Source organism: Caballeronia calidae, from assembly GCF_900044055.2.
GTDB classification, from domain to species: domain Bacteria; phylum Pseudomonadota; class Gammaproteobacteria; order Burkholderiales; family Burkholderiaceae; genus Caballeronia; species Caballeronia calidae.
The window spans coordinates 136,947-157,760 of record NZ_FCOX02000004.1; the positions used below are offsets into that span (position 1 = coordinate 136,947).

Consider the following 20,814-nt stretch of genomic DNA (forward strand, 5'->3'; position numbering starts at 1 on the left):
TGGCGAGGCGGGAGAAATCGCGCTATCGTCGGGCATTGCCTTTGCGGCAGATCACGCCAGCGCGCGCCACAGGTTTCAGACCCTATCGCGTGCCGCCCCAAGCGTTCAAAGGATCCGACATGGCCGAAGACAATCCCAGCACCGCTCTCGCACCGCAGCAGTTCTCCATCGACGTGATGCTCGAAAAATATGCCAAGGGGGACGAGTCGCGCGTCGAGGATATCTATCGCCGCGTGGCGCGCGGTGTCGCGCAAGCCGAGCCGAAAGAGGCGCGCGCGAAGATCGAAGCGGAGTTCGTCGATAACTTCAAGCGCGGCGCGCTCGGCGCGGGGCGCATCATGAGCGCGGCTGGCGCGGGCATCGACGCGACGCTCATCAACTGCTTCGTGCAGCCCGTGGGCGATGCCATACAGAGCGTCGATAGCAACGGGCTGCCGGGCATCTATGTCGCGCTGTTGCAAGCGGCCGAGACGATGCGTCGCGGCGGCGGCGTGGGCTATAACTTTTCCGCGATCCGTCCGCGCGGCGCGCGTGTTCATTCGACGGGATCGGCAGCATCCGGTCCATGCAGCTACATGGACGTATTCGATGCGTCGTGCCGCACCGTGGAAAGCGCGGGCGCGCGGCGCGGCGCGCAGATGGGCATTCTCGATTGCACGCATCCCGACCTGCTCGAATTCATCGCGGCAAAACATACGAAAGGGCGCTGGAACAATTTCAATGTATCGGTTGCGGTGAGCGACGAGTTCATGCAGGCCGTCGCGGACGATTCCATATGGCAGCTCGTGCACAAGGCCGAGCCATCGCCCGCGCAACGCGCCGCCGAAGACATGCATCAGCGCGATGACGGCCTGTGGGTCTATCGCGAAGTGCGCGCGCGCGAAGTATGGAACACGATCATGCGCTCGACCTACGATGTCGCGGAGCCGGGCGTCGTGTTCATGTCGCGCATGAACGACGACAACAACCTGCGCGCGGTCGAAGCGATCCGCGCGACCAATCCTTGCGGCGAACAGCCGCTACCCGCATACGGATGCTGCAATCTCGGCCCGCTCAATCTCACGCGCTTCGTGCGCGATCCTTTCGCGCAGATGCGCGGCGGCGTGCCTTCCTTCGATTGGGACGGTTTCGCGCGCACGACGCGCACACAAGTGCGCTTTCTCGACGACGTGCTCGACGTCACGCTCTGGCCGCTCGACGAACAGGCGCGCGAAGCGGCGGCGAAGCGTCGTATCGGTGTGGGCTTCACGGGGCTCGGCGATACGCTCGTGATGCTCGGCTTGCGCTACGACGCGCAGGAAGGGCGCGACTTCGCCACGCGCGTCGCGCGGTCGATGCGCGATGAAGCGTATCGCGCATCGGTCGAGCTCGCGAAAGAACGCGGCAAGTTTCCGCTCTTCGATGCGAAGCGTTATCTGGAGGAGGGCACGTTCGCATCGCGCCTGCCGGACGACATCAAGAGCGCGATCCGCGAGCATGGCATTCGCAACAGCCATCTCTTGTCCATCGCGCCGACGGGTACCGTGAGCCTCGCGTTCGCGGACAATGCATCGAATGGCATCGAGCCCGCATTCTCATGGACCTATCAGCGCACGAAGCGCATGGCTGACGGTTCGCGCCAGACCTTCGCCGTCGAGGATCACGCATACCGGCTCTATCGCGAGATGGGCGGCGACGTGAACGCGCTGCCTGAGTACTTCGTGAGCGCGCTCGAAATGTCCGCGCACGATCACATGGAGATGATGGCGGCGGTGCAGCCATTCGTCGATACATCGATCTCGAAGACCGTGAACGTGCCCGCCGATTATCCGTTCGACAAGTTTCAGGACCTCTATTTCGAAGCGTGGCGGCGCGGGCTCAAAGGGCTCGCGACGTATCGGCCGAACGAGACATTGGGCGCGGTGCTCTCCGTCACGCCCGCCGAGACGCCCAGCGATTCGCCCGATCCCGACTTCGATCTCGATCCTTTACGCATCGCGATCGACCATCGGCCGAAAGGGCAGTTGCCGGCGATCATTGAGAAGGTCGAGTATCTGACGCAGGCCGGGAAGAAGTCGCTGTATCTCGCGGTGTCGTTCATCGAGGTGACGGGGCGCCTCGCGGGCGAGGACGTAACTATCGAGCGGCCCATCGAGTTCTTCATTCCCACGGGGCAACGCGACGAATCGCAGCAATGGATCACGGCGACGATGCGCTCGCTGTCGCTGGCCGCGCGCGGCGGTTTCGCGGCGCGCACGCTGCAGGACATGCGCAAGGTGTCGTGGGATCGCGGGCAGGTGCGTCTCGGTGATGTCGAACGTCTCGACGGTCATCGCAGTCCGCGCTGGCACGACTCGGAAGTCGCCGCGCTAGCGTATGCGATCCAGCAGATTCTTCATCGTCGCGGCTTTCTCGATGCAGAAGGAAATCAGGTGCCGTCTCGCGTGCTTGCGCACAAGCGCGCCGATCACGCGGCGCGTGCGGTAGCTGCAGCTGACGAGCGCGAAGAGGTAACCGAGAGTATCGCGCAGGGCGAAATCGATCCGCATAGCCTTCCCCAGATGCACGGCCGTAAATGCGCGACGTGCGGTGCGAACGCGGTGATCCGCAAGGACGGGTGCGACTTCTGCACGGCTTGCGGCGAAATCGGCGCGTGCGGTTGAGTTGAAAAAAAGGCGCGGATATCGATCCGCGCCTTCTTACGCTCAATGTGAGCGTTCGGCAGTCTCTTGCTTCGCGTCTTGCGCACGAGCCGGCGCATGTGCCGCGTGCTGCACGAAAGGACGCCACACCGGCGTCACGAACGGAAGTTCATCGAGAAGCGAGAACTGATCGAGGGAAGTGTTTTCTGACATGATGACCTCTTGAATCTTCTTCGACGACGCGTTCTCAGCGCGCCGTCACATTGCCTTGCATCGCGGAGCCATTGGCATACTCGACGATCTCACGATTGCGCGCTTCAGCTTGCTCCGCATCGCGTGCGCGTTGCTCGCTCTGTGCGGCGACGGCATCGCCCCACATGCTGCGCTCCGGATACGTGTTGCGATTCAACGCAGGCAGCGAACCGTTCGAATACGCGGCGACGAGTTCGGCACGCACTTGCGCGCGCGTCTTCGGCGTATCGGTCGCACTCGCTTGTGTTTGCGTCTGAACCTGATATGTGCCCGCGCGGCCGATGCCCTGACCACCCTCCGCGAACGCGGTGGTCGCGACGACGGCGGAGATGGCGGCGAGAGAGAACCCCGTGATGAGCTGTTTCATGCTTGCGACTCCTTTCATTCCGGTGCAGCGTGCGGGCAAATGCGGATTGCATTCGATGATGAACACGCTGCGTCACAAGCGAATGTAGTCGCGCGGCGCGCGCGGATAAATGCCGTATCGGCGAATAGATTTATCGATTCCGGCGAATAATCGCGCAGAGCATTGACGGGCGGGCGTTTGCCGTTCGATGCAAACGTATCGGCCGGATCGATAGCGCAGCGATGAAGCGTTATTCAGGCGAGTTGCTTGTGGAAGAACGTGGTGGCGCAGAGCGTGCCGTCGGGCATCAGCGCATAGTTGGGCACGACGCCCACGCGCTGCCATCCGGCGCGTTCATAGAGGCGCTCGGCATCGCCGCCCGTCACGGTATCGAGCACGAGGACGGACTTGCCCGCGATGCGCGCGGCATCGTCTGCGGCGCTCATCAGACGCTGGGCAATGCCCTGACGTCTTGCACGACGCACCACGAGCATCTTCGCGATATCGGCGCGATGCGGCTGGTTTTCGGGCTGAGCGGTGATGACCTGCACCGTGCCGAGAACGCTTCTCTCTGCGTCTTCGGCAACGAGCAGAATGCGCTCATCGCGCGCAACGCCTTGCGCCACGCGTGTCCAGAATTCGGCGGCGGTCGCGCGCGAAATGGGCAACATGAAGCTGACCGATGCGCCGCCTTCTACGCAGTCGATGAGGACGTCCGCCAACGCCTCGATGTATTGCGATGCTTCGTCCGCGCCGACGCGGCGCACGGTGATGTTGTCGTTCATTGTTCGATCCGATGTAGCGCCCCGCGTGAATCCCCTGGCGTCAGATCATACCGTGCTCGCCGCTCCCGGCCGATGATTAGCTATGCAACGATATCCTCGGTGCCGGCGACTTCCGGCGTGCCATGCCGCACGATGGTCGGCGCTGACGTGCTCGTCGGCAGGCAGCGCTCTTCCGCATCCTTCTGACCCTGCAGCAGCGGGCAACGCTCGAACAGTTCCGCGGCCCAGTCGACGAACACGCGCACCTTCGGCGACAGATGGCGGTTATGCGGATATACCGCGGAAATCGGCATCGGCAGCGGATTCCATTGCGGCAGCACTTCGACGAGCTCGCCCGCGCGCAGATACGGCAGCGCCATGAAGCGCGGCACCTGAATGATGCCGACGCCCTTCAGGCCGCAGCTCAGATACGCTTCGGCATCGTTCACCGCGATCATGCCGCGCATCTTCACTTCGATGGTTTCATCGTCGACGACGAAGTCCATGTCCATGATGCGGCCCGTGCGGCTCGAAAAATAATTCACCGCCGTGTGATTCTGCAAATCGTCGATGGTCGTCGGCGTGCCGTTGCGTTCGAGGTATTGCGGCGCTGCGACCGTCACGCCCTGGAACACGCCGATGCGCCGCGCGACGAGACTCGAATCCTGCAGCGTGCCCACGCGAATCACGCAGTCCACGCCTTCCTGAATCAGATCGACGGGCTTGTCGCCGAAGCCCATCATCAACTCGATATCCGGATAGCGCGTGTGGAAATCGCATAGCTGCGGCATCACGATGAGCCGCCCGATCGCGCCCGGCATATCGACCCGCAGCTTGCCGTGCGGCCCTTTGCCATTGTTCGAGAAGGTGCTTTCCGCTTCCTCGATGTCCGCGAGGATGCGCACGCAGCGCTCGTAGTACGCGGCGCCGTCCGGCGTGAGGTTGAGCCTGCGCGTCGTGCGCTGAAGCAGCCGCACGTTCAGATGCGCTTCCAGATTCTGGATGATCGTCGTGACCGAGGCGCGCGGCAGATTGAGCGTGTCCGCGGCGCGGGAAAAGCTGTTGGTGTCGACGACGCGGGTGAAGACCTGCATTGCTTGTAGCCGATCCATGTTCTCTCACCTTCTTTACTTAGCGACGCAACTATTAAGCGTGCGCCAAAGAATGACCGATTGAACAATCGCAAGGGATAACCACGATTGTTCGGTGCGACCGAATTGTGTTGCCGGATTATAGGCATTTATTAAAAAAGGCGCGGACTCCAGAATTCGCAGCATCGCAACTTATGCGTGAAGGCCTTGCACCATCGGCCTCGCACTGAGAATAACCATGGCAACACTGTTGGATCTGGAGTCGAGCCCGCGCCTGTGCATCGAGGATGTGCAGATCACGGGGCACGCGCAACCGATCACACTGCGCAGCTATCGCCCCGCGTCGGACGGCACGGTTCTGCCCATCGTTCTGTACTTCCACGGCGGCGGTTTCATCGGCGGCGCACTCGACGATGCCGATATCGCCGCCGCGACGATTGCACGCGATACACCCGCGTGGGTCGTGTCCGTCGGCTATTCGCTCGCGCCGAAATATCCGTTTCCCGCCGCGCCCGAAGACGGCTATCGCGCGGCGCAATGGGCGGTGGCGCATGCCCGCGCGCAGCGCGCGGACCCGCAGCGCATCGGCATCGCGGGCCATGACGCGGGCGGCAATCTCGCCACGTGCGTCGCGGCTATCGCACGTGATCGCGGCGATCTTCGCATGTCCGCGCAAGCCTTGCTCGCGCCGCTGCTCGATCCGAGCATGACGCGCCTCGCCGACGAACGCAAAGTGCTGTGCCCCGATTTCGAGGCATGCGAATGCGCGCAGTGGTATCGCGCGTATCTGCCGAATCCTTCGCAACGTCTGCATCCGTATGCCGCGCCGCTCGAATCGCGCCGTCTCGGCGGCCTGCCGCCCGCGATGATCGCGAGCGCCGAGCACGATCTGCTGCATATCGAGGCGGAGAAATACGCGGGCGAACTGATCGCCGCGGGCGTGCCGACGGAAGTCACGCGTCACGGCAAGACGTCGCATCACGCGCTCGCCGCGCATCCCGACGCGCTAGCGGATGTCGTCGTGTTCTTCAAGAAGCGCCTCGCACGCGCGAAATGAGCGCGACGTAAGCGCAAAACGCCCACGCGAAAAGCAAGCGCAAGAAACGGCACGCACGCCTCGCATCGCACAACAACAATCTCAACGCAACCGGAGCCTTCACCATGTCTTTCAACCGCAAACGCATCTACGCCGCGCTGGGCGCGGTGCTGATCATTGCCGGCGCGGGTGGTTATACCGCCTGGCGAGGCCACGGCGATTCGGCGATGAACGAAGCCAAAGCCGCCGCGCATAGCCCGACGGCAACGGAAGTGGACGTCGCCGCCGTGATCTCGAAGACGATCACCGACTGGCAAAGCTATTCGGGCAGGCTCGAGGCGGTCGATCACGTCGACATTCGCCCGCTCGTGCCGGGCACGATCGTCGCCGTGCATTTCAAGGATGGCCAGCTCGTGAAGAAGGGCGATCCGCTCTTCACGATCGATTCGCGTCCCTACGAAGCCGAAGTGGATCGCGCGCAGGCTCAGCTCGCGGCGGCGCAGGCGCGCAACGGCTACACGTCGACGGATGCGGCGCGCGCTGAGCGCCTGCTCGCCGATAACGCGATCGCCAAGCGCGATTACGACGAGAAGCAGAACGCCGCGCGCGAGGCCGTCGCCAACCTGAAGGCCGCGCAGGCTGCGCTCGAAACCGCGAAGATCAATCTCGCGTACACGCATATCACCGCGCCGGTTTCGGGCCGCGTGTCGCGCGCGGAGCTCACGGTCGGCAATATCGTATCGACGGGCGGCAACGCGCCCTTGCTGACCACGCTCGTGTCGGTCTCGCCGATCTACGCATCGTTCGATGTCGATGAGCAAACCTATCTGCGCTATCTCGGCCGCGATGGCGGCAGCGCCGTGCCCGTGTCGCTCGGTCTCGCGAACGAGGACGGCTATTCGCGCGAGGGTGTCGTCGATTCCGTCGACAACCGGCTCGACACGACCTCGGGCACGATCCGCGTGCGCGCGCGCTTCAACAATCCGGACGGCACGCTCGTGCCCGGCCTCTATGCGCGCGTGAAAGTGGGCGGGGGGACGCCGCATCCGGCCGTGCTCGTGGAAGACGAAGCCATCGGCACCGATCAGGACAAGAAGTACGTCATGGTCGTCGACAAGGACAACCGCGTGCAGTACCGCGAAGTCGCGCTGGGCCAGACGCATGAAGGCCTGCGCGTGATCTCGAAGGGTCTGCAGCCGGGCGAGCGCATCGTCGTGAACGGCTTGCAGCGTGTACGTCCCAACGATGTGATCAAGGCCAACAACGTCGCGATGAATGACAGCGGCGCAGCGCCCGTCGTGAAGACGGCATCCGCACAGTGATGCGCGTCATCCGCAACAGACAGAACTCGTCATGAACATATCCAAATTCTTCATCGACCGCCCGATCTTTGCGGGCGTGCTCTCGGTGGTCGTGCTGCTCGCGGGCATCATCGCGATGTTCAAGCTGCCGATCTCCGAGTATCCGGAAGTCGTGCCGCCTTCGGTCGTCGTGCATGCGCAGTATCCCGGCGCGAACCCGAAGGTGATCGCGGAGACCGTGGCCTCGCCGCTCGAAGAGCAGATCAACGGTGTCGAAGACATGCTCTATATGCAGTCGCAAGCCAACAGCGACGGCAATCTCACGACCACGGTCACGTTCAAGCTCGGCACCGATCCTGACAAGAACACGCAGCTCGTGCAGAACCGCGTGAATCAGGCGTTGCCGCGTTTGCCGCAGGACGTGCAGCGTCTCGGCGTGACGACGATCAAGTCATCGCCCACGCTGACGATGGTGGTCCACCTGAACTCGCCCAACGGCCGTTACGACATGACGTATCTGCGCAATTACGCGCTGATCAACGTGAAGGACCGGCTCGAACGCATCGCGGGCGTGGGCGAAGTGCAGTTGTGGGGTTCGGGCGATTATTCGATGCGCGTGTGGCTCGATCCGCAAAAGGTCGCGCAGCGCGGCATGACGGCGACGGATGTCGTCAATGCGATCCGCGAGCAGAACGTGCAGGTGGCGGCGGGCGTGATCGGCGGCTCGCCGACGCTGCCCAACGTGCCGCTGCAACTGAACGTGAATGCGCGCGGCCGCTTGCAGAACGAGTCGGAGTTCCGCGACATCGTGCTGAAGACTTCGCCGGATGGTGCGGTCACGCATCTCAGCGACGTTGCCCGCGTCGAGCTGGCCGCATCGGAATACGGCCTGCGCTCGTTGCTGGACAACAAGTCGGCGGTTGCAATCGCGATCAATCAGCAGCCGGGCGCGAACTCGCTGCAGATCTCCGACGAAGTTCGCAAGACGATGAAGGAGCTGAAGGCGGACATGCCGGCGGGCCTCGAATATCAGATCGTCTATGACCCGACGCAGTTCGTGCGGTCCAGTATCGAAGCGGTCATTCATACGCTTGTCGAAGCGATCGCGCTGGTCGTGCTCGTGGTGATCGTGTTCCTGCAGACCTGGCGCGCGTCGATCATTCCGTTGCTCGCGGTGCCGGTGTCGATCGTCGGGACATTCTCGCTGCTGCTTGCGTTCGGTTTCTCGATCAACGCGTTGTCTTTGTTCGGGATGGTGCTCGCGATCGGTATCGTCGTCGACGATGCGATCGTCGTCGTCGAGAACGTGGAGCGCAACATCGAAGCGGGCTTATCGGCGAGAGACGCCACGTATCAGGCGATGCGCGAGGTGAGCGGGCCGATCATCGCGATCGCGCTGACGCTGGTTGCCGTGTTCGTGCCACTCGCGTTCATGTCGGGTCTCACGGGCCAGTTCTACAAGCAGTTCGCGATGACCATCGCCATTTCGACGGTGATCTCCGCGTTCAACTCGCTGACGCTGTCGCCGGCACTCGCCGCGCTCTTGCTGAAGGGCCACGACGAGCCGAAGGACTGGCTCACGCGCGGCATGGACCGCGTGTTCGGCGGCTTCTTCCGCGGCTTCAACAAGGTGTTTCATCGCGGCTCGGATGCGTATGGCAAGGGCGTGAAGAGCGTCATCAATCGCAAGGCATTGATGATGGTCGTGTATGCCGTGCTGCTCGGCGGCGCCGTGCTGATGGGCAAGATCGTGCCGGGCGGCTTCGTGCCCGCGCAGGACAAGGAGTATCTGATCAGCTTCGCGCAATTGCCGAACGGCGCATCGCTCGACCGCACCGAAGGCGTGATCCGTCAGATGTCGGATATCGCGCTGAAACAGCCGGGCGTGGAAAGCGCGGTGGAGTTTCCGGGTCTGTCGGTGAATGGCTTCACCAATTCGTCGAGCGCGGGCATCGTGTTCGTCACGCTGAAGCCTTTCAAGGAGCGCGTGCATGACAAGGCGCTGTCGGCCAATGCGATTGCCGGCGCGCTCAACCAGAAGTATGCGGGCATCAAGGGTTCGTTCATCGCCGTGTTCCCGCCGCCGCCGGTGCTGGGCCTGGGCACGCTCGGCGGCTTCAAGATGCAACTGGAAGATCGCGGCGCGCTCGGTTATTCGGCACTCGCCGATGCCACGCAGGCGTTCATCAAGCGCGCATCGCAGACGCCTGAACTCGGCCCGACGTTCTCCAGTTATCAGATCAACGTGCCGCAGTTGAACGTCGATCTGGATCGCGTGAAGGCGAAGCAGCTTGGTGTCTCGGTGACGGATGTATTCGACACGATGCAGGTCTATCTCGGCTCGCTCTATGTGAACGACTTCAATCGCTTCGGACGCGTGTATCAGGTGCGCGTGCAGGCGGATGCGCCGTTCCGTGCGAATCCGGAAGACATCGGTTTGCTGAAGACACGCAACGCGAACGGCGACATGGTGCCTTTGTCATCGCTCGTGAAGGTGACGCCGACATACGGCCCCGAGATGGTGGTGCGCTACAACGGCTACACCGCCGCGGATATCAACGGCGGTCCTGCTCCGGGCTATTCGTCGGGTCAGGCTCAGGCAGCGGCGGAACGCATCGCGGCGGAAGTGCTGCCGCGCGGGATCAAGTTCGAATGGACCGATCTCACGTATCAGCAGATCCTCGCGGGCAACGCGGCCCTGTGGGTCTTCCCGATCAGCGTGCTGCTCGTGTTCCTCGTGCTCGCCGCGCTGTATGAAAGCCTGACGTTGCCGCTCGCCGTCATTCTGATCGTGCCGATGAGCATTCTGTCCGCGCTCGTGGGCGTATGGCTCACCGATGGCGATAACAACATCTTCACGCAGATCGGCCTGATGGTGCTCGTGGGCTTGTCGGCGAAGAACGCGATTCTGATCGTCGAGTTCGCACGCGAACTGGAGATGCAGGGACGCTCGATCGTGCAGGCCGCGATCGAAGCGAGCCGGCTGCGTCTGCGCCCGATTCTGATGACGTCGATCGCGTTCATCATGGGCGTGGTGCCGCTCGTGCTGTCGACGGGCGCGGGCTCGGAAATGCGTCACGCGATGGGCGTCGCGGTGTTCTTCGGCATGCTGGGCGTGACGCTCTTCGGTCTGATGCTGACGCCGGTGTTCTACGTGATCCTGCGCAAGCTCTCGCGCACGGAACACGTGACGGACAAGCACGGCTCGCATCCGCAGATGCGCGGTATCGGTGCTTCGTATGAAGCGCAATGAGGTCAATGATGAATAAGCTGCATGTTTTATCGAGTCTGATGGCGTCGTTAATGCTGGTCGCGGGCTGCTCGCTCGCGCCGACCTACGAGAAGCCGAACGTCAACGAACCGTCCGCCTACAAGGAAACGCCGCAGAAGACGCTCGACGCTTCGGAAGCGGGAACGTGGAAGACCGCGCAGCCTTCCGAAGAGATGCTGCGCGGCGAATGGTGGAGCATCTTCGGCGACGCCACGCTCAACGATCTGGAAAAGCAGGCGCAGGACGCGAACCAGAATCTGAGGGCCGCGGCGGCGCGCGTGAAGGAAGCCCGCGCGATCAACCAGACGGCGCGCGCGGGTCTGTTCCCGAAGCTCGACGCGGGCTTCGGTCCGACGCGCGAGAAGCTCTCGCCCGCCTCGCAGTTCCTGCCGCCCGATGGCAACGTGGCCGCGCAGACGTTGTGGCGTGCGCAGGCGAGCGTCTCGTATGAAGTGGATCTCTTCGGCCGCGTGTCGAACACGGTGCAGGCCGCGAACGCGGACACGCAGCAAAGCGAGGCGCTGTTCCGCTCGGTGCAGCTGGCGTTGCAGGCGGATGTCGCGCAGAACTACTTCAATTTGCGCGAGCTCGATGCCGAAACCGATGTCTATACGCGCACGGTGCAGTTGCGCGAGGAAGCGCTGAAGCTCGTGCAGAAGCGCTTCAAGGAAGGCGATATCAGCGAGCTCGACGTGGCGCGCGCGAAGTCGGAACTCGCAACGGCGCGTTCCGACGCGATGACGGTGCAACGGCTGCGAGCGGCATCGGAGCATAGCCTCGCGGTGCTGCTCGGCAAGGCGCCCGCGGAGTTCTCGATGGCCGCCAATCCGCTCAAGCCGGTGACGGTGCGCGTGCCGCCGGGCCTGCCTTCGTCGCTGCTCGAACGTCGTCCGGATATCGCGGCGGCGGAGCGCGCGATGGCGGCGGCGAACGCGCGCATCGGCGTGGCGAAGGCGGCGTTCTTCCCGTCGCTGACGCTGACGGGCTCGGGCGGCTTCGAATCGGCGACGCTCGGCGATCTCTTCAAGTGGTCGAGCCGCACGTTCCTGCTCGGGCCGTTCGCGGGCACCATGCTCAATATCCCGATCTTCGACGGCGGCCGCCGCAAGGGCGATCTCGCGAATGCGCGGGCGGTGTATGAAGAAGATGTCGCGAGTTATCGTCAGCAGGTGCTCGTTGCGTTCCGCGAGGTCGAGGACAATCTTTCGGATCTGCGCATCCTCGAAGATCAGACGGCCACGCAGGACGACGCGGTGAAGGCATCGGTGCGCGCGGCGCAGCTTTCGCGCACGCAGTACACCGAAGGCGCGGTGAATTATCTCGACGTTATCGACGCGGAGCGCACCGTGCTGCAATCGCAGCGTTCTTCGGTGCAGTTGCAGGGGGCGCAGGCGGTGTCGACGGTGAATCTGATTCGCGCGCTGGGCGGCGGCTGGGGCGATGCGATGCCCAAGCCCGTGCCCGAGCCGAGTCTCGCGCAGAAGTAAAGCCACGCATGGCCCTGCACCCCGCAGGGCCATTTTGTTTGAGTGACCGCACTAGAGAACGCTTGAAGAACCGAAGCCGATTGTTCGTCTATCGGAACATATGTCTTCACTTACGGAGCGTTTATCCGCGAGGCCCGAATCCATAGAATGCTGATCATGGGATAGGGAGCCGATGATGAAAGACTTGATCGCAAGACAACTGTATCAGCCGGCGGTGGTGCTGCCACTGCTGCTGTTGACGCGCCTGATGGTCACGCTCGACTTCAATCTCGCGCAGGTGATGTTCGTGATGGTGCTGAGAGGCTCACAGCACGCATATCACTTCGCGCTGCGTCATACGGTGGCGCGTCAGCGCGGCGAAGCATCCGTAAAGCACATCGCCTGCAATAACTGCTGCTGACGCGCGGCCTATCGAAGTTCAATAAACCTCGGGAACGTACATCTCATCGGGCACGGGCTGTCGCAGATAATCGGGATTGAACACGCGATCGGGCAGTTCGACCGGATCATGCTCGACCTCGTGATACGGCATCTGGCTCAGCAGATGATGGATGCAGTTCAGGCGTGCACGCTTCTTGTCGACGGCGTGCACGACCCACCACGGCGCTTCGGGAATGTGCGTGCGCTGGAGCATCACTTCCTTCGCCGCCGTGTACGCTTCCCAGCGGCGGCGGCTTTCCAGGTCCATCGGGCTCAGCTTCCACTGTTTGAGCGGATCTTCGATGCGCGCCTGGAAGCGCACTTCCTGTTCGTCATCGGTGATCGAGAACCAGTACTTGACAATCTGGATGCCGCTTCTCACCAGCATCTTCTCGAACTCGGGAACCGAGCGGAAGAATTCCTCATACTCTTCGTCGGTGCAGAAGTTCATCACGCGCTCGACACCCGCGCGGTTGTACCAGCTGCGATCGAACAACACGATTTCGCCGGCCGCCGGCAGGTGCGACACGTAACGCTGGAAATACCATTGCGTGCGCTCGCGATTGTTCGGCGCGGGCAACGCCGCCACGCGGCACACGCGCGGATTCAGCCGTTGCGTGATGCGTTTGATCGCGCCGCCTTTGCCCGCCGCATCGCGTCCCTCGAAGATCACGACGAGACGATGCCCCGTATGCACGATCCAGTCCTGCAACTTCACGAGCTCGCCCTGCAGACGGAACAGCTCGCGGAAGTACGTCTTGCGCAGCGCCCGCTCTTCGTCGGAGAAGGTCGATTCGCCGTCCAGGAAGCGATCGTCGACCTCCATTTCGAACTCTTCGTCGTAGCTGTCGATGATGTCAGCGTGGAAACGGCGCTGCTTGTCCGTGTTCATGTAAGGCTCCGTGGCGTTCTTGGGCTGCCGCGTCGTCGTGGACGGCCGCGGCGCGGGACGGCCGATTATGACGACATTCGATGGCAGTCGTATGACAGTGGCCGTTTTCGGGAATTGTAGAAAGCGGCGCACGCGCTCACAAATCCGGCGCGGCACTTTCTGACACGACGCCGCGCGCCGTTAGAATGTTCCGGCACTTCGATGGCATGCCGATGGCACCGCGACCTCATTTCTAATCGACGACGAGCGAACCCGATGACCGCAACGATCCAGACTTTCGACGAAGTCCAAACCGCGCGTCTCGTGCCGTATGACCGGCTCGTGGACACGCTCGCGGCGACCATGCTCGACTACGCGGCCGGGCGCATCGTGAGTCCCGAGCGCATGGTGGTACCGATCGAGGGCGGCGTGATGCTGTCGATGCCCGCGAGCGCCGCCGATCTCGCGATGCACAAGCTCGTGAACGTCTGCGCCGGCAATGGCGCGCGCGGCCTGCCGACGATTCACGGCCAGGTCACGGCCTACGATGCCGTGACGGGCGTGCCGCAGTTCATGCTCGATGGCCCGACGGTGACGGGGCGGCGCACGGCCTCGGTATCGATGCTCGCGATCCGCGCGCTGCATGCGAGCGCGCCGCGGGAGGTGCTCGTCATAGGCACGGGCAAGCAGGCGGCGTATCACGTCGAGGCGCTCGCCGCCGTTTATCCCGGTGCGCATATCCACGTGCAAGGCTCGCGACCGGAACGCGCGCGCGAATTCTGTTCAGCGCATGCGTCGGTTTGCAACAACCTGTCCGTGCTGGAACAGTCTGTGATTCCGGATTCCATCGACGTCGTGATCGCCGGGACCACGAGCAAGACGCCCGTCTACACGATGCCGGCGCGCGCGGGGCGCCTCGTGATCGGCGTGGGCGCATTCACCGCCGATGCCGCCGAGATCGCCGCCGCGACCGTGCATGCGAGCGCGCTCTATGTCGACGACCCCGCGGGAGCGCGGCACGAAGCGGGCGATTACATTCTCGCGGGCGTCGACTGGGACGCGGTGCATCCGCTGTCCGAGGCGCTGGCGGCGCCGTCGACAGCCATCGATGCCGCGCGTCCCGTGATGTTCAAGTCGGTCGGTTGCGCGGCGTGGGATCTCGCGGCGTGCCGCGTCGCGCGCGCGGTTTTGTCGGACGAAAACAGCGCGTTGCGCCATGTGCAGCAAGGGTAGACGGCTTGGAACGGGACTTGCTCCTTGCCTGCTTTATGAGTGGCGCTCGGGGCGCCACGGGACGAACGGCGCGAAAGTCGCGCCACAGCAATCGAGCCAGCGAACTCATCCATGAAAAGTCGATACGACAGCAAATGGCACCCCTGGATTCCGGCGCGCGACGGCGGCCATGAAGGCGCCGGCGGCACCGCGCGCGGGGAACGCCAGACGCCAGCCCATGCGAGCGCCGCGCCGCCCGCGGCCTACTTCATCTCGGTGCTCGAGCTCGCCACAGGCGAGAAGCTCGGCAACGACGAGCGCACGCGCGCCGTGGCGATGCTCGAATCGCAATTCGGCGCGGGTCGCCCGCGCACGCTGAAGGAGGCGGTGCGCATCTGCGCGGCAGCGATCGATTCGTCGACACTGCAGCGCATGGCGCGCGGCGCGAAGGCCTGAAGAAGGTCCGGGCGGTTTGCGCATCCGAGGTGCGTTTTTTCACACGCATGTAAAAGGCGCGTGCTCCGCAACAAAGCGCGCGAACGTTCGGACGCGCGCATCGCCCCTTATTTGACGGTCTGAATCACCTCGAAGCCTTCGAACTCGGGATGGCCGAGATAGAGTTGCCGCGTTTCGCCGCCCGCGTTGCGATGGGCCGCGCGAAACGCGTCCGAGCGCGTCCAGTCCTCGAAGGCCGCCTTGTTCGCCCAGATCGTATGGCTCGAATACAGGACGTGGTCATCCTTGACCGGTCCTTTGAGCAGATGAAACTCGACGAATCCCGGCACATCCTTGAGATGCGTGTCACGGCTGGTCCAGAGGCGTTCGAAGTCGGTCTCGGCGCCGGGCACGATCCTGAAGCGGTTCATGGCGATATACATGTCGATGCGTTTCCTTCGCGGTAAGCGGTCGTCAATAGAAAAAATCAGCTGCGTTCGAGTTCGACTATCGTCTTGAAGCCGCCGAAGAACATGCGCTGCGCGTCGAACGGCGGCGCGGCGGATTCCATCATCGTCTTCAGGCGCGGGTCTTCCATCACCTTGGCGTTGACGCTGTCGCGCTGCTCGCGCGACTCGTAGACGATATACGAGAACGCCACCGTTTCCCCTTCCTTCAGTTGCACGCTCTGCGGAAAGGACGTGACCTTGCCGGGCTTCACATCGTCGGCAATGGTCTCCACGAATTGCAGCGCGCCATGTTCCAGCCAGATCTTGCCGGCTGCTTCGGCCATGGTGCGGTAGGCGTCGATCTTGTCGATCGGCACCGGCACGACGAATCCATCCACGTAGTGCGCCATATGAGTCTCCTGATTCGGTTAGAGAGGTCCGCGCATGCGATGCGCTTTCCTTTGAGCCATTCGCCGGGAGCGAAGTTCAGGCGCTCGCGTGCGGCAGTTCGGCCGTCCATGCATCGGCGGGCGAGGCGCGCCTGAGCACCGTCGCCGACAGCGGCGCGATGTCCATCGTGTAGACGGACGCGAGCGGCATGCCGAGCGCATGCGCGAGCGCCGCTTTCACGACGATCGCATGCGTGACGACGATGCAGCGCTCGCGCGCATTCAGGTGATCGCTGAATGCGAGAGCGTCCGCGACGCGCGCCGCCAGCATGGCGACGCTCTCGCCGCCGTGCGGGCGCGCTTGCGGATCGGCGAGCCATGCGGCGACATGGCCGGGCTCGCGCGTGCCGGTGTCGCGTATCGATAAGCCGCGCCAGCGGCCGTAGTCGATGTCGTCGAACGCGGGCACGATCTCGAATGCGTCCGCGATCCATGCCGCCGTTTCGCGTGCCACGCGCGCGGGACTGGCGATCACGCGCGTATTGCGGCGCGCACGCAGCGGCGCGAGCACGGCGCGGGCATCGCGTTCGGCGGACTCATCGCCGCTGGGAAAGAAGCCGGCTTTCATCGCGCGCGTGGCGGCGTGGCACAACAGGATGAGTTCCAAGGGAGCGTGACGGGCAATCGGAATCGTTTTACTTTGCCGTCAATCATCATAGAATGGCAAGCTTGCAGTGCGAGGAAGCCGGTGCAAATCCGGCACGGTCGCGCCACTGTATGCGGTTCGTGAGCTTAAAGGCGCTCTGCCGCGAGTCAGACCCCGCTGCATGCTCTTCATCAATCGGGACGCGCTTTTCCCTGGAGAACCACCATGAATGTTTCCAACGCGCCGGTCTTTTCCGCACCGGTTTCCCCCTCGCTCGACGCGCCCATCCCCATTCCGGTGCGCGAAGTGCTGCCGTGGGCCGTCTTCATCGGCCTCCTTCTGCTGATCGCCATTTATTTCGTGGGCGCGGAGCAGGGCGCGACGTCGATCTTTTCCGGCACGTACGTTCACGAGTTCGTCCACGACGGCCGGCATCTGCTCGGCTTTCCGTGCCACTGAGGGCGCGTCATGATTCGCACGTTGCTGATACGCGGCATGATCGCGGGACTGGTCGCGGGCCTGATCGGCTTCGGCTTCGCGCGCGTCTTCGGCGAGCCGACGGTGGCGCGGGCCATCGCGTTCGAGGAACAGCATGAGCATGCGGCCGCGCCGCATGAGCACGAACATGGCGATGCCTCGACAAGCGCCGCGCATTCGCACGATCACGGCGACGAAGCGCTCGTCTCCCGCGATACGCAAGCGGGTCTCGGCCTGCTGACGGGCGTCGCGGTGTTCGGCACCGCACTGGGCGGTCTCTTCTCGCTCGTGTTCGCGTTCGCGTATGGCAGGCTCGGCGCGTTGCATGCGCGCGGCACGTCGGCGTTGCTGGCGTTGTTCGGCTTCGTGAGCGTGGCCATCGTGCCGTTTCTCAAGTACCCGCCGAATCCGCCGGCGGTCGGCGGTGCCGAGACCATCGGGCCGCGCACGGCGCTGTTCTTCGGCATGGTGGCGATTTCGCTCGTGGCCGCGGTGTTCGCCGTGCGGCTGCAGCGGCGCATGGCGGCGCGTCACGGCGGCTGGAACGCGACGCTGATCGCCGCGGCCGCGTACATCGTCGCGATCGTGGTTGCGCAGGTCGCGTTGCCGCGCATCGACGAAGTGCCCGCCGATTTCTCGGCTTCGCTACTGTGGAATTTCCGTGTGGCCGCGATCGGCATGCAGGCGTTGATCTGGGCGACGCTCGGCCTCGTGTTCGGCGCACTCGCGGCGCGTGAACTCGAAAAGCCGCCGGTCAGAAGAATGGCCGCGGCCTGAGCGATTCATCACGCTGAGAATACGGCCCGCGTTCCGTCAGGAGCGCGGGCTTTTCACTTGGTCTTCGCCGCACGGCGCGCGAGCAATTCGTCCAACAAAACGCGCTTCGCGTCATCGTCCATCGATCTGAACGTCTTGATCTCTTCGCGGCTTCTGAAGCAGCCGAGGCACAGGCCGGTGTCGGCATCGAGCTTGCAGACGTCGGTGCAGGGCGAGCCGACCGGCGCCTGCGTCTTTGCGCGCTCGATGGTGAAGGCGAGATCGAGCGGCGTGCGAATGTCTTGTGTGGTCGTCATAGTTGTTCGCCGCGAAAGAGCGCGGCGGCGGCAGCGGGATTCGATGGCCAGTATGCGTGCATATAGGTGGCCGTCACCGGGCCATGCCGATAGAGCGCTTCGCCTGCTGTGCCCGTTGTCGCATGTGTCGCTTGAAGGACAGGCTGCATCGGCGTTTGCAGGGTCGAGTAATGGAACGTGTGGCCGGTCATCGCACCATGCATCGTATCGATGCGCTGCATTGCGAGGCGCGAGAGCTTGCGTTGCATCGCGGCATCGCCGGGGAGCATGCCGAGCATCGCGTGCTTCGTTCCTTCGATGTCGGTCAGCGAATCGAGCAGATAGAGCATGCCGCCGCATTCCGCGACGACTGGCTTCGCACGCGCGACATGCTCATCGATCGAAGCGCGCGTGTGCGCGTTCGCGGCGAGCGCCGCCGCATGCAGTTCGGGATAGCCGCCGGGAAGATAGAGCGCATCGGCATCGGGGGGCGCGGGCTCGTCGGCGAGCGGCGAGAAGCTGCTGATGCGCGCGCCCATCGCGACGAGCAGATCGATGTTCGCCGGATAGATGAACGAGAACGCGGCATCGCGCGCAATCGCGATGTGCATGCCGTCGAGAAGACGCGGCGGCGCGGGCAGCACCGCATCGTCGAAATGAACCGGTGGCGGAAGATCGGCCAGCGATGTTTGCGCGATCGCATCGGCGGCGCGGTCGAGCCGCGCGTCGAGGCCCGCGATTTCTTCCGGCTGCGTGAGGCCGAGGTGTCGCTCGGGCAGCGCGATATCGTCGGCGTTCGACAGATGGCCGCAATAGCGCAGGCCCTCGGGAATGGTCTCCGACAACATTTGCGCATGACGCGGCGATGCGACGCGATTCGCGAGCACGCCATGAAACGGCACGTCCGCGCGATAACGCGCGAGCCCGAAGGCGATGGCGCCGAAGGTCTGCGCCATGCCGTGCGCGCCGATGACCGCGAGCACGGGCACGTTGAACGCGGCGGCGAGATCGGCGCTGCTGGGCGTGCCGTCGAAAAGGCCCATCACGCCTTCGATGAGGATGAGATCGGCTTCGCGCGCCGCTTGCGCGAGCAGTGCGCGGCACGCATCGAGCCCGACCATCGACAGATGCAGCGAGTAGACGGGCGCGCCGCATGCGCGCTCGAGAATCATCGGATCGAGAAAATCCGGGCCGGTCTTGAAGACGCGCACGTTCAGGCCGCGGCGCGCGTGATGCCGCGCGAGCGCGGCCGTCACCGTGGTCTTGCCTTGATGCGACGCGCTCGCGCCGATGAAGAGAGCGGGGCAGTCCGGCATCGCGTTCAGAACTCGACGCCGCGTTGCGCCTTCACGCCCTGCTCGCGATACGGATGCTTCACGAGGCGCATTTCCGTGACGAGATCGGCGAGCTCGACGAGCGCATCGGGCGCATGACGGCCGGTGACGACGACATGCAGCATCGCGGGCCGCGCCTTCAGTACGTCGAGCACTTCGTCGAGCGGCAGATAGTCGTACTTGAGCACGGTGTTGAGCTCATCGAGCACGACCATCTGATACTCGCCGCTTTCGATCATGCGCCGCGCCTCGTTCCAGCCGCGGCGCGCGGTGGCCATGTCGGCTTCGCGGTTCTGCGTGTTCCAGGTGTAGCCGTCGCCCATCGTGACGAAATCGCAATTGGCGATGGTGCCGAGAAAATCGCGCTCGGACGTATGCAGCGCGCCCTTGATGAACTGCACGACGCCGAGCTTCATGCCGTGACCGAGCACGCGCACGGCCATGCCGAAGGCGGCCGTGGTCTTGCCTTTGCCGTTGCCGGTATTCACGATCAGCAGGCCTTTCTCGTGATCGGCCGCGGCCTGCTTCTTCTCGTGACCTTCCTTGCGGCGCTGGGTCATGCGCAGATGCGATTCGGTATCGGTTTTCACATGATCTCCGGGTTCGAAGGGAATCGATGCGTGTGGGCGCATTTGAAGGACGGCCGTATCGTACCTCAGTGGCGGCTTCGATATGCCTCGTTCGCGGGTTAATTCTGCGCTAAGAGACGGTGTGCATGATGCAGTCACCGACTTGAGGAGCAGAGAAATGAACGTGGTCTATTTATGGCTGGAGCTCGTGGCGCTTGCGGTGCTCGCCTGGCTTTGTCGTGACAAGATCAAGCCTGTAATCGGCGGGTTACTCGATAGAAAGGCATGCGCGCACGGCGCGGTCAAACCGCGATCGATGCTTCGCTCGCATCGCCCTCACGCGCCATTGCCACCGCGACGGTTACGCCGCAATCGATCGTCTTTGGCACGATGAGTGTCTGCGCATTCCCCGCAAGCAGCGCGCAAGGCTCGCATACGCCATCGACGTTCATATGCTTCGCCGCATGATGCGACACCGCGATGCCGCGCGCTCGCGCAATTTCATCGGCGCTAAAAAAACGCAAAGTCAGGCGATGACCCGCGCAGAACGCGAGCAATCCGGCTTCGTCCCGCTTTGCGTCGATGCTCGCGACGATCGCGATATCGGCGAACGAATGCGAGCCGAGTGCTTGCCGCACGGCGTGTTCGATCGCATCGGCGCTCGTGCCGCGCCTGCAGCCGATACCGACCGCGAGCCGCGTGGCAGAGGCCGCATTCATGCGAACGATGACGGGTTTCATGAAAAGTAGAGATCGATGCGCGCGGCACGCGCGTTCGGAGCGGACCCGCAT

At 63.7% G+C, this 20,814-nt stretch carries 21 protein-coding genes and 1 riboswitch; of the genes, 10 read left to right on the forward strand and 11 right to left on the reverse strand.

From position 1 onward, the window contains the following. Positions 1 to 119 precede the first annotated feature (119 nt). Positions 120 to 2,642 carry an adenosylcobalamin-dependent ribonucleoside-diphosphate reductase gene (locus tag AWB78_RS05985; protein WP_062603181.1) on the forward strand — a complete coding sequence of 841 codons (2,523 nt, stop codon included), beginning with the start codon at positions 120 to 122 and terminating at the stop codon, positions 2,640 to 2,642. Positions 2,643 to 2,868: 226 nt separating this feature from the next. Here the strand turns inward: AWB78_RS05985 and AWB78_RS05990 are convergent, their stop codons facing one another. From AWB78_RS05990 to AWB78_RS06000, 3 genes are all read right to left on the reverse strand, one after another. Further along, positions 2,869 to 3,240 (reverse strand): DUF4148 domain-containing protein, encoded by a 372-nt coding sequence (locus AWB78_RS05990; protein ID WP_062603183.1) that lies wholly within the window; start codon positions 3,238 to 3,240, stop codon positions 2,869 to 2,871. Between the two features lie 233 nt (positions 3,241 to 3,473). Continuing rightward, positions 3,474 to 4,004, reverse strand: a complete 531-nt coding sequence (locus tag AWB78_RS05995) for a GNAT family N-acetyltransferase (RefSeq protein WP_062603185.1) — start codon at positions 4,002 to 4,004, stop codon at positions 3,474 to 3,476. An 80-nt stretch (positions 4,005 to 4,084) separates the two neighbouring features. After that, positions 4,085 to 5,095 carry a LysR family transcriptional regulator gene (locus AWB78_RS06000; RefSeq protein ID WP_062603186.1) on the reverse strand — a complete coding sequence of 337 codons (1,011 nt, stop codon included), beginning with the start codon at positions 5,093 to 5,095 and terminating at the stop codon, positions 4,085 to 4,087. A gap of 217 nt (positions 5,096 to 5,312) precedes the next feature. Here AWB78_RS06000 and AWB78_RS06005 point away from each other — a divergent pair, with 217 nt between their 5' ends. The 5 genes from AWB78_RS06005 (at position 5,313) to AWB78_RS06025 (ending at position 12,569) form a co-directional block, all read left to right on the forward strand. After that, on the forward strand, positions 5,313 to 6,131 hold the full coding sequence (locus AWB78_RS06005) for an alpha/beta hydrolase (RefSeq protein ID WP_062603188.1): 819 nt from the start codon (positions 5,313 to 5,315) through the stop codon (positions 6,129 to 6,131). A 104-nt stretch (positions 6,132 to 6,235) separates the two neighbouring features. Next, complete coding sequence (locus AWB78_RS06010; protein ID WP_062603190.1) at positions 6,236 to 7,432, forward strand: efflux RND transporter periplasmic adaptor subunit; 1,197 nt, start codon at positions 6,236 to 6,238, stop codon at positions 7,430 to 7,432. A 31-nt stretch (positions 7,433 to 7,463) separates the two neighbouring features. Further along, positions 7,464 to 10,664: an efflux RND transporter permease subunit gene (locus AWB78_RS06015; RefSeq protein ID WP_062603192.1), complete on the forward strand. Its 3,201-nt coding sequence runs from the start codon at positions 7,464 to 7,466 to the stop codon at positions 10,662 to 10,664. Further along, entirely contained in the window at positions 10,661 to 12,169 is a 1,509-nt protein-coding gene (locus tag AWB78_RS06020; protein WP_062603194.1) for an efflux transporter outer membrane subunit, read from the forward strand. Before AWB78_RS06015 ends, AWB78_RS06020 begins: the two co-directional genes overlap by 4 nt. Before the next feature lie 172 nt (positions 12,170 to 12,341). Next, entirely contained in the window at positions 12,342 to 12,569 is a 228-nt protein-coding gene (locus AWB78_RS06025; RefSeq protein WP_062603195.1) for a hypothetical protein, read from the forward strand. An 18-nt stretch (positions 12,570 to 12,587) separates the two neighbouring features. On the opposite strand, the gene ppk2 is transcribed toward AWB78_RS06025, so the two are convergent. Continuing rightward, positions 12,588 to 13,481: a polyphosphate kinase 2 gene (gene ppk2, locus AWB78_RS06030; RefSeq protein WP_062603197.1), complete on the reverse strand. Its 894-nt coding sequence runs from the start codon at positions 13,479 to 13,481 to the stop codon at positions 12,588 to 12,590. A 255-nt stretch (positions 13,482 to 13,736) separates the two neighbouring features. Here ppk2 and lhpI point away from each other — a divergent pair, with 255 nt between their 5' ends. Continuing rightward, the gene (gene lhpI / locus AWB78_RS06035; RefSeq protein ID WP_062603199.1) at positions 13,737 to 14,693 is read left to right on the forward strand and encodes a bifunctional Delta(1)-pyrroline-2-carboxylate/Delta(1)-piperideine-2-carboxylate reductase; all 957 of its coding nucleotides are present in this window, start codon (positions 13,737 to 13,739) and stop codon (positions 14,691 to 14,693) included. 111 nt (positions 14,694 to 14,804) lie between these two features. Next, entirely contained in the window at positions 14,805 to 15,128 is a 324-nt protein-coding gene (locus AWB78_RS06040; RefSeq protein WP_062603201.1) for a hypothetical protein, read from the forward strand. A 107-nt stretch (positions 15,129 to 15,235) separates the two neighbouring features. Here AWB78_RS06040 and hmuQ read toward each other — a convergent pair whose 3' ends face one another. The 3 genes from hmuQ to AWB78_RS06055 form a co-directional block, all read right to left on the reverse strand. Continuing rightward, on the reverse strand, positions 15,236 to 15,550 hold the full coding sequence (gene hmuQ / locus AWB78_RS06045; RefSeq protein WP_062603202.1) for a heme-degrading protein HmuQ: 315 nt from the start codon (positions 15,548 to 15,550) through the stop codon (positions 15,236 to 15,238). A 44-nt stretch (positions 15,551 to 15,594) separates the two neighbouring features. Next, entirely contained in the window at positions 15,595 to 15,966 is a 372-nt protein-coding gene (locus tag AWB78_RS06050; protein ID WP_062603204.1) for a DUF1428 domain-containing protein, read from the reverse strand. 76 nt (positions 15,967 to 16,042) lie between these two features. After that, positions 16,043 to 16,612 (reverse strand): histidine phosphatase family protein, encoded by a 570-nt coding sequence (locus tag AWB78_RS06055; protein ID WP_062603206.1) that lies wholly within the window; start codon positions 16,610 to 16,612, stop codon positions 16,043 to 16,045. Positions 16,613 to 16,660: 48 nt separating this feature from the next. Further along, positions 16,661 to 16,787: riboswitch (cobalamin riboswitch) on the forward strand. Positions 16,788 to 16,816: 29 nt separating this feature from the next. Here AWB78_RS06055 and AWB78_RS06060 point away from each other — a divergent pair. Continuing rightward, positions 16,817 to 17,050, forward strand: coding sequence for a CbtB domain-containing protein (locus AWB78_RS06060; protein WP_062603208.1), 234 nt, complete (start codon positions 16,817 to 16,819; stop codon positions 17,048 to 17,050). Between the two features lie 9 nt (positions 17,051 to 17,059). Next, positions 17,060 to 17,845 (forward strand): CbtA family protein, encoded by a 786-nt coding sequence (locus AWB78_RS06065; RefSeq protein ID WP_062603210.1) that lies wholly within the window; start codon positions 17,060 to 17,062, stop codon positions 17,843 to 17,845. Positions 17,846 to 17,898: 53 nt separating this feature from the next. Here the strand turns inward: AWB78_RS06065 and AWB78_RS06070 are convergent, their stop codons facing one another. From AWB78_RS06070 to AWB78_RS06085, 4 genes are all read right to left on the reverse strand, one after another. Further along, positions 17,899 to 18,141 carry a DUF1289 domain-containing protein gene (locus tag AWB78_RS06070; protein ID WP_082883242.1) on the reverse strand — a complete coding sequence of 81 codons (243 nt, stop codon included), beginning with the start codon at positions 18,139 to 18,141 and terminating at the stop codon, positions 17,899 to 17,901. Then, entirely contained in the window at positions 18,138 to 19,436 is a 1,299-nt protein-coding gene (locus AWB78_RS06075; RefSeq protein ID WP_062603212.1) for a cobyrinic acid a,c-diamide synthase CobB, read from the reverse strand. The genes AWB78_RS06070 and AWB78_RS06075 overlap by 4 nt, the downstream gene beginning before the upstream one ends. A gap of 5 nt (positions 19,437 to 19,441) precedes the next feature. Next, the gene (cobO, locus tag AWB78_RS06080; protein WP_062603508.1) at positions 19,442 to 20,044 is read right to left on the reverse strand and encodes a cob(I)yrinic acid a,c-diamide adenosyltransferase; all 603 of its coding nucleotides are present in this window, start codon (positions 20,042 to 20,044) and stop codon (positions 19,442 to 19,444) included. Between the two features lie 281 nt (positions 20,045 to 20,325). Next, positions 20,326 to 20,763, reverse strand: coding sequence for a cobalamin biosynthesis protein (locus AWB78_RS06085; RefSeq protein ID WP_062603214.1), 438 nt, complete (start codon positions 20,761 to 20,763; stop codon positions 20,326 to 20,328). Positions 20,764 to 20,814 lie beyond the last annotated feature (51 nt).

Excerpts from the sequence above, each read along its gene's own strand:
- AWB78_RS06020 (WP_062603194.1), top strand. The coding sequence starts at position 10,661 with ATGAGGTCAATGATGAATAAGCTGCATGTTTTATCGAGTCTGATGGCG.
- AWB78_RS06070 (WP_082883242.1), bottom strand. The coding sequence starts at position 18,141 with ATGACGACCACACAAGACATTCGCACGCCGCTCGATCTCGCCTTCACC.
- ppk2 (WP_062603197.1), bottom strand. The coding sequence starts at position 13,481 with ATGAACACGGACAAGCAGCGCCGTTTCCACGCTGACATCATCGACAGC.
- AWB78_RS06060 (WP_062603208.1), top strand. The coding sequence starts at position 16,817 with ATGAATGTTTCCAACGCGCCGGTCTTTTCCGCACCGGTTTCCCCCTCG.
- AWB78_RS05995 (WP_062603185.1), bottom strand. The coding sequence starts at position 4,004 with ATGAACGACAACATCACCGTGCGCCGCGTCGGCGCGGACGAAGCATCG.
- lhpI (WP_062603199.1), top strand. The coding sequence starts at position 13,737 with ATGACCGCAACGATCCAGACTTTCGACGAAGTCCAAACCGCGCGTCTC.
- AWB78_RS06050 (WP_062603204.1), bottom strand. The coding sequence starts at position 15,966 with ATGGCGCACTACGTGGATGGATTCGTCGTGCCGGTGCCGATCGACAAG.
- AWB78_RS06085 (WP_062603214.1), bottom strand. The coding sequence starts at position 20,763 with ATGAAACCCGTCATCGTTCGCATGAATGCGGCCTCTGCCACGCGGCTC.
- AWB78_RS06025 (WP_062603195.1), top strand. The coding sequence starts at position 12,342 with ATGATGAAAGACTTGATCGCAAGACAACTGTATCAGCCGGCGGTGGTG.
- AWB78_RS06040 (WP_062603201.1), top strand. The coding sequence starts at position 14,805 with ATGAAAAGTCGATACGACAGCAAATGGCACCCCTGGATTCCGGCGCGC.
- AWB78_RS06000 (WP_062603186.1), bottom strand. The coding sequence starts at position 5,095 with ATGGATCGGCTACAAGCAATGCAGGTCTTCACCCGCGTCGTCGACACC.
- AWB78_RS06015 (WP_062603192.1), top strand. The coding sequence starts at position 7,464 with ATGAACATATCCAAATTCTTCATCGACCGCCCGATCTTTGCGGGCGTG.
- AWB78_RS06075 (WP_062603212.1), bottom strand. The coding sequence starts at position 19,436 with ATGCCGGACTGCCCCGCTCTCTTCATCGGCGCGAGCGCGTCGCATCAA.
- AWB78_RS06005 (WP_062603188.1), top strand. The coding sequence starts at position 5,313 with ATGGCAACACTGTTGGATCTGGAGTCGAGCCCGCGCCTGTGCATCGAG.
- AWB78_RS05985 (WP_062603181.1), top strand. The coding sequence starts at position 120 with ATGGCCGAAGACAATCCCAGCACCGCTCTCGCACCGCAGCAGTTCTCC.
- AWB78_RS06065 (WP_062603210.1), top strand. The coding sequence starts at position 17,060 with ATGATTCGCACGTTGCTGATACGCGGCATGATCGCGGGACTGGTCGCG.
- AWB78_RS05990 (WP_062603183.1), bottom strand. The coding sequence starts at position 3,240 with ATGAAACAGCTCATCACGGGGTTCTCTCTCGCCGCCATCTCCGCCGTC.
- AWB78_RS06010 (WP_062603190.1), top strand. The coding sequence starts at position 6,236 with ATGTCTTTCAACCGCAAACGCATCTACGCCGCGCTGGGCGCGGTGCTG.
- hmuQ (WP_062603202.1), bottom strand. The coding sequence starts at position 15,550 with ATGTATATCGCCATGAACCGCTTCAGGATCGTGCCCGGCGCCGAGACC.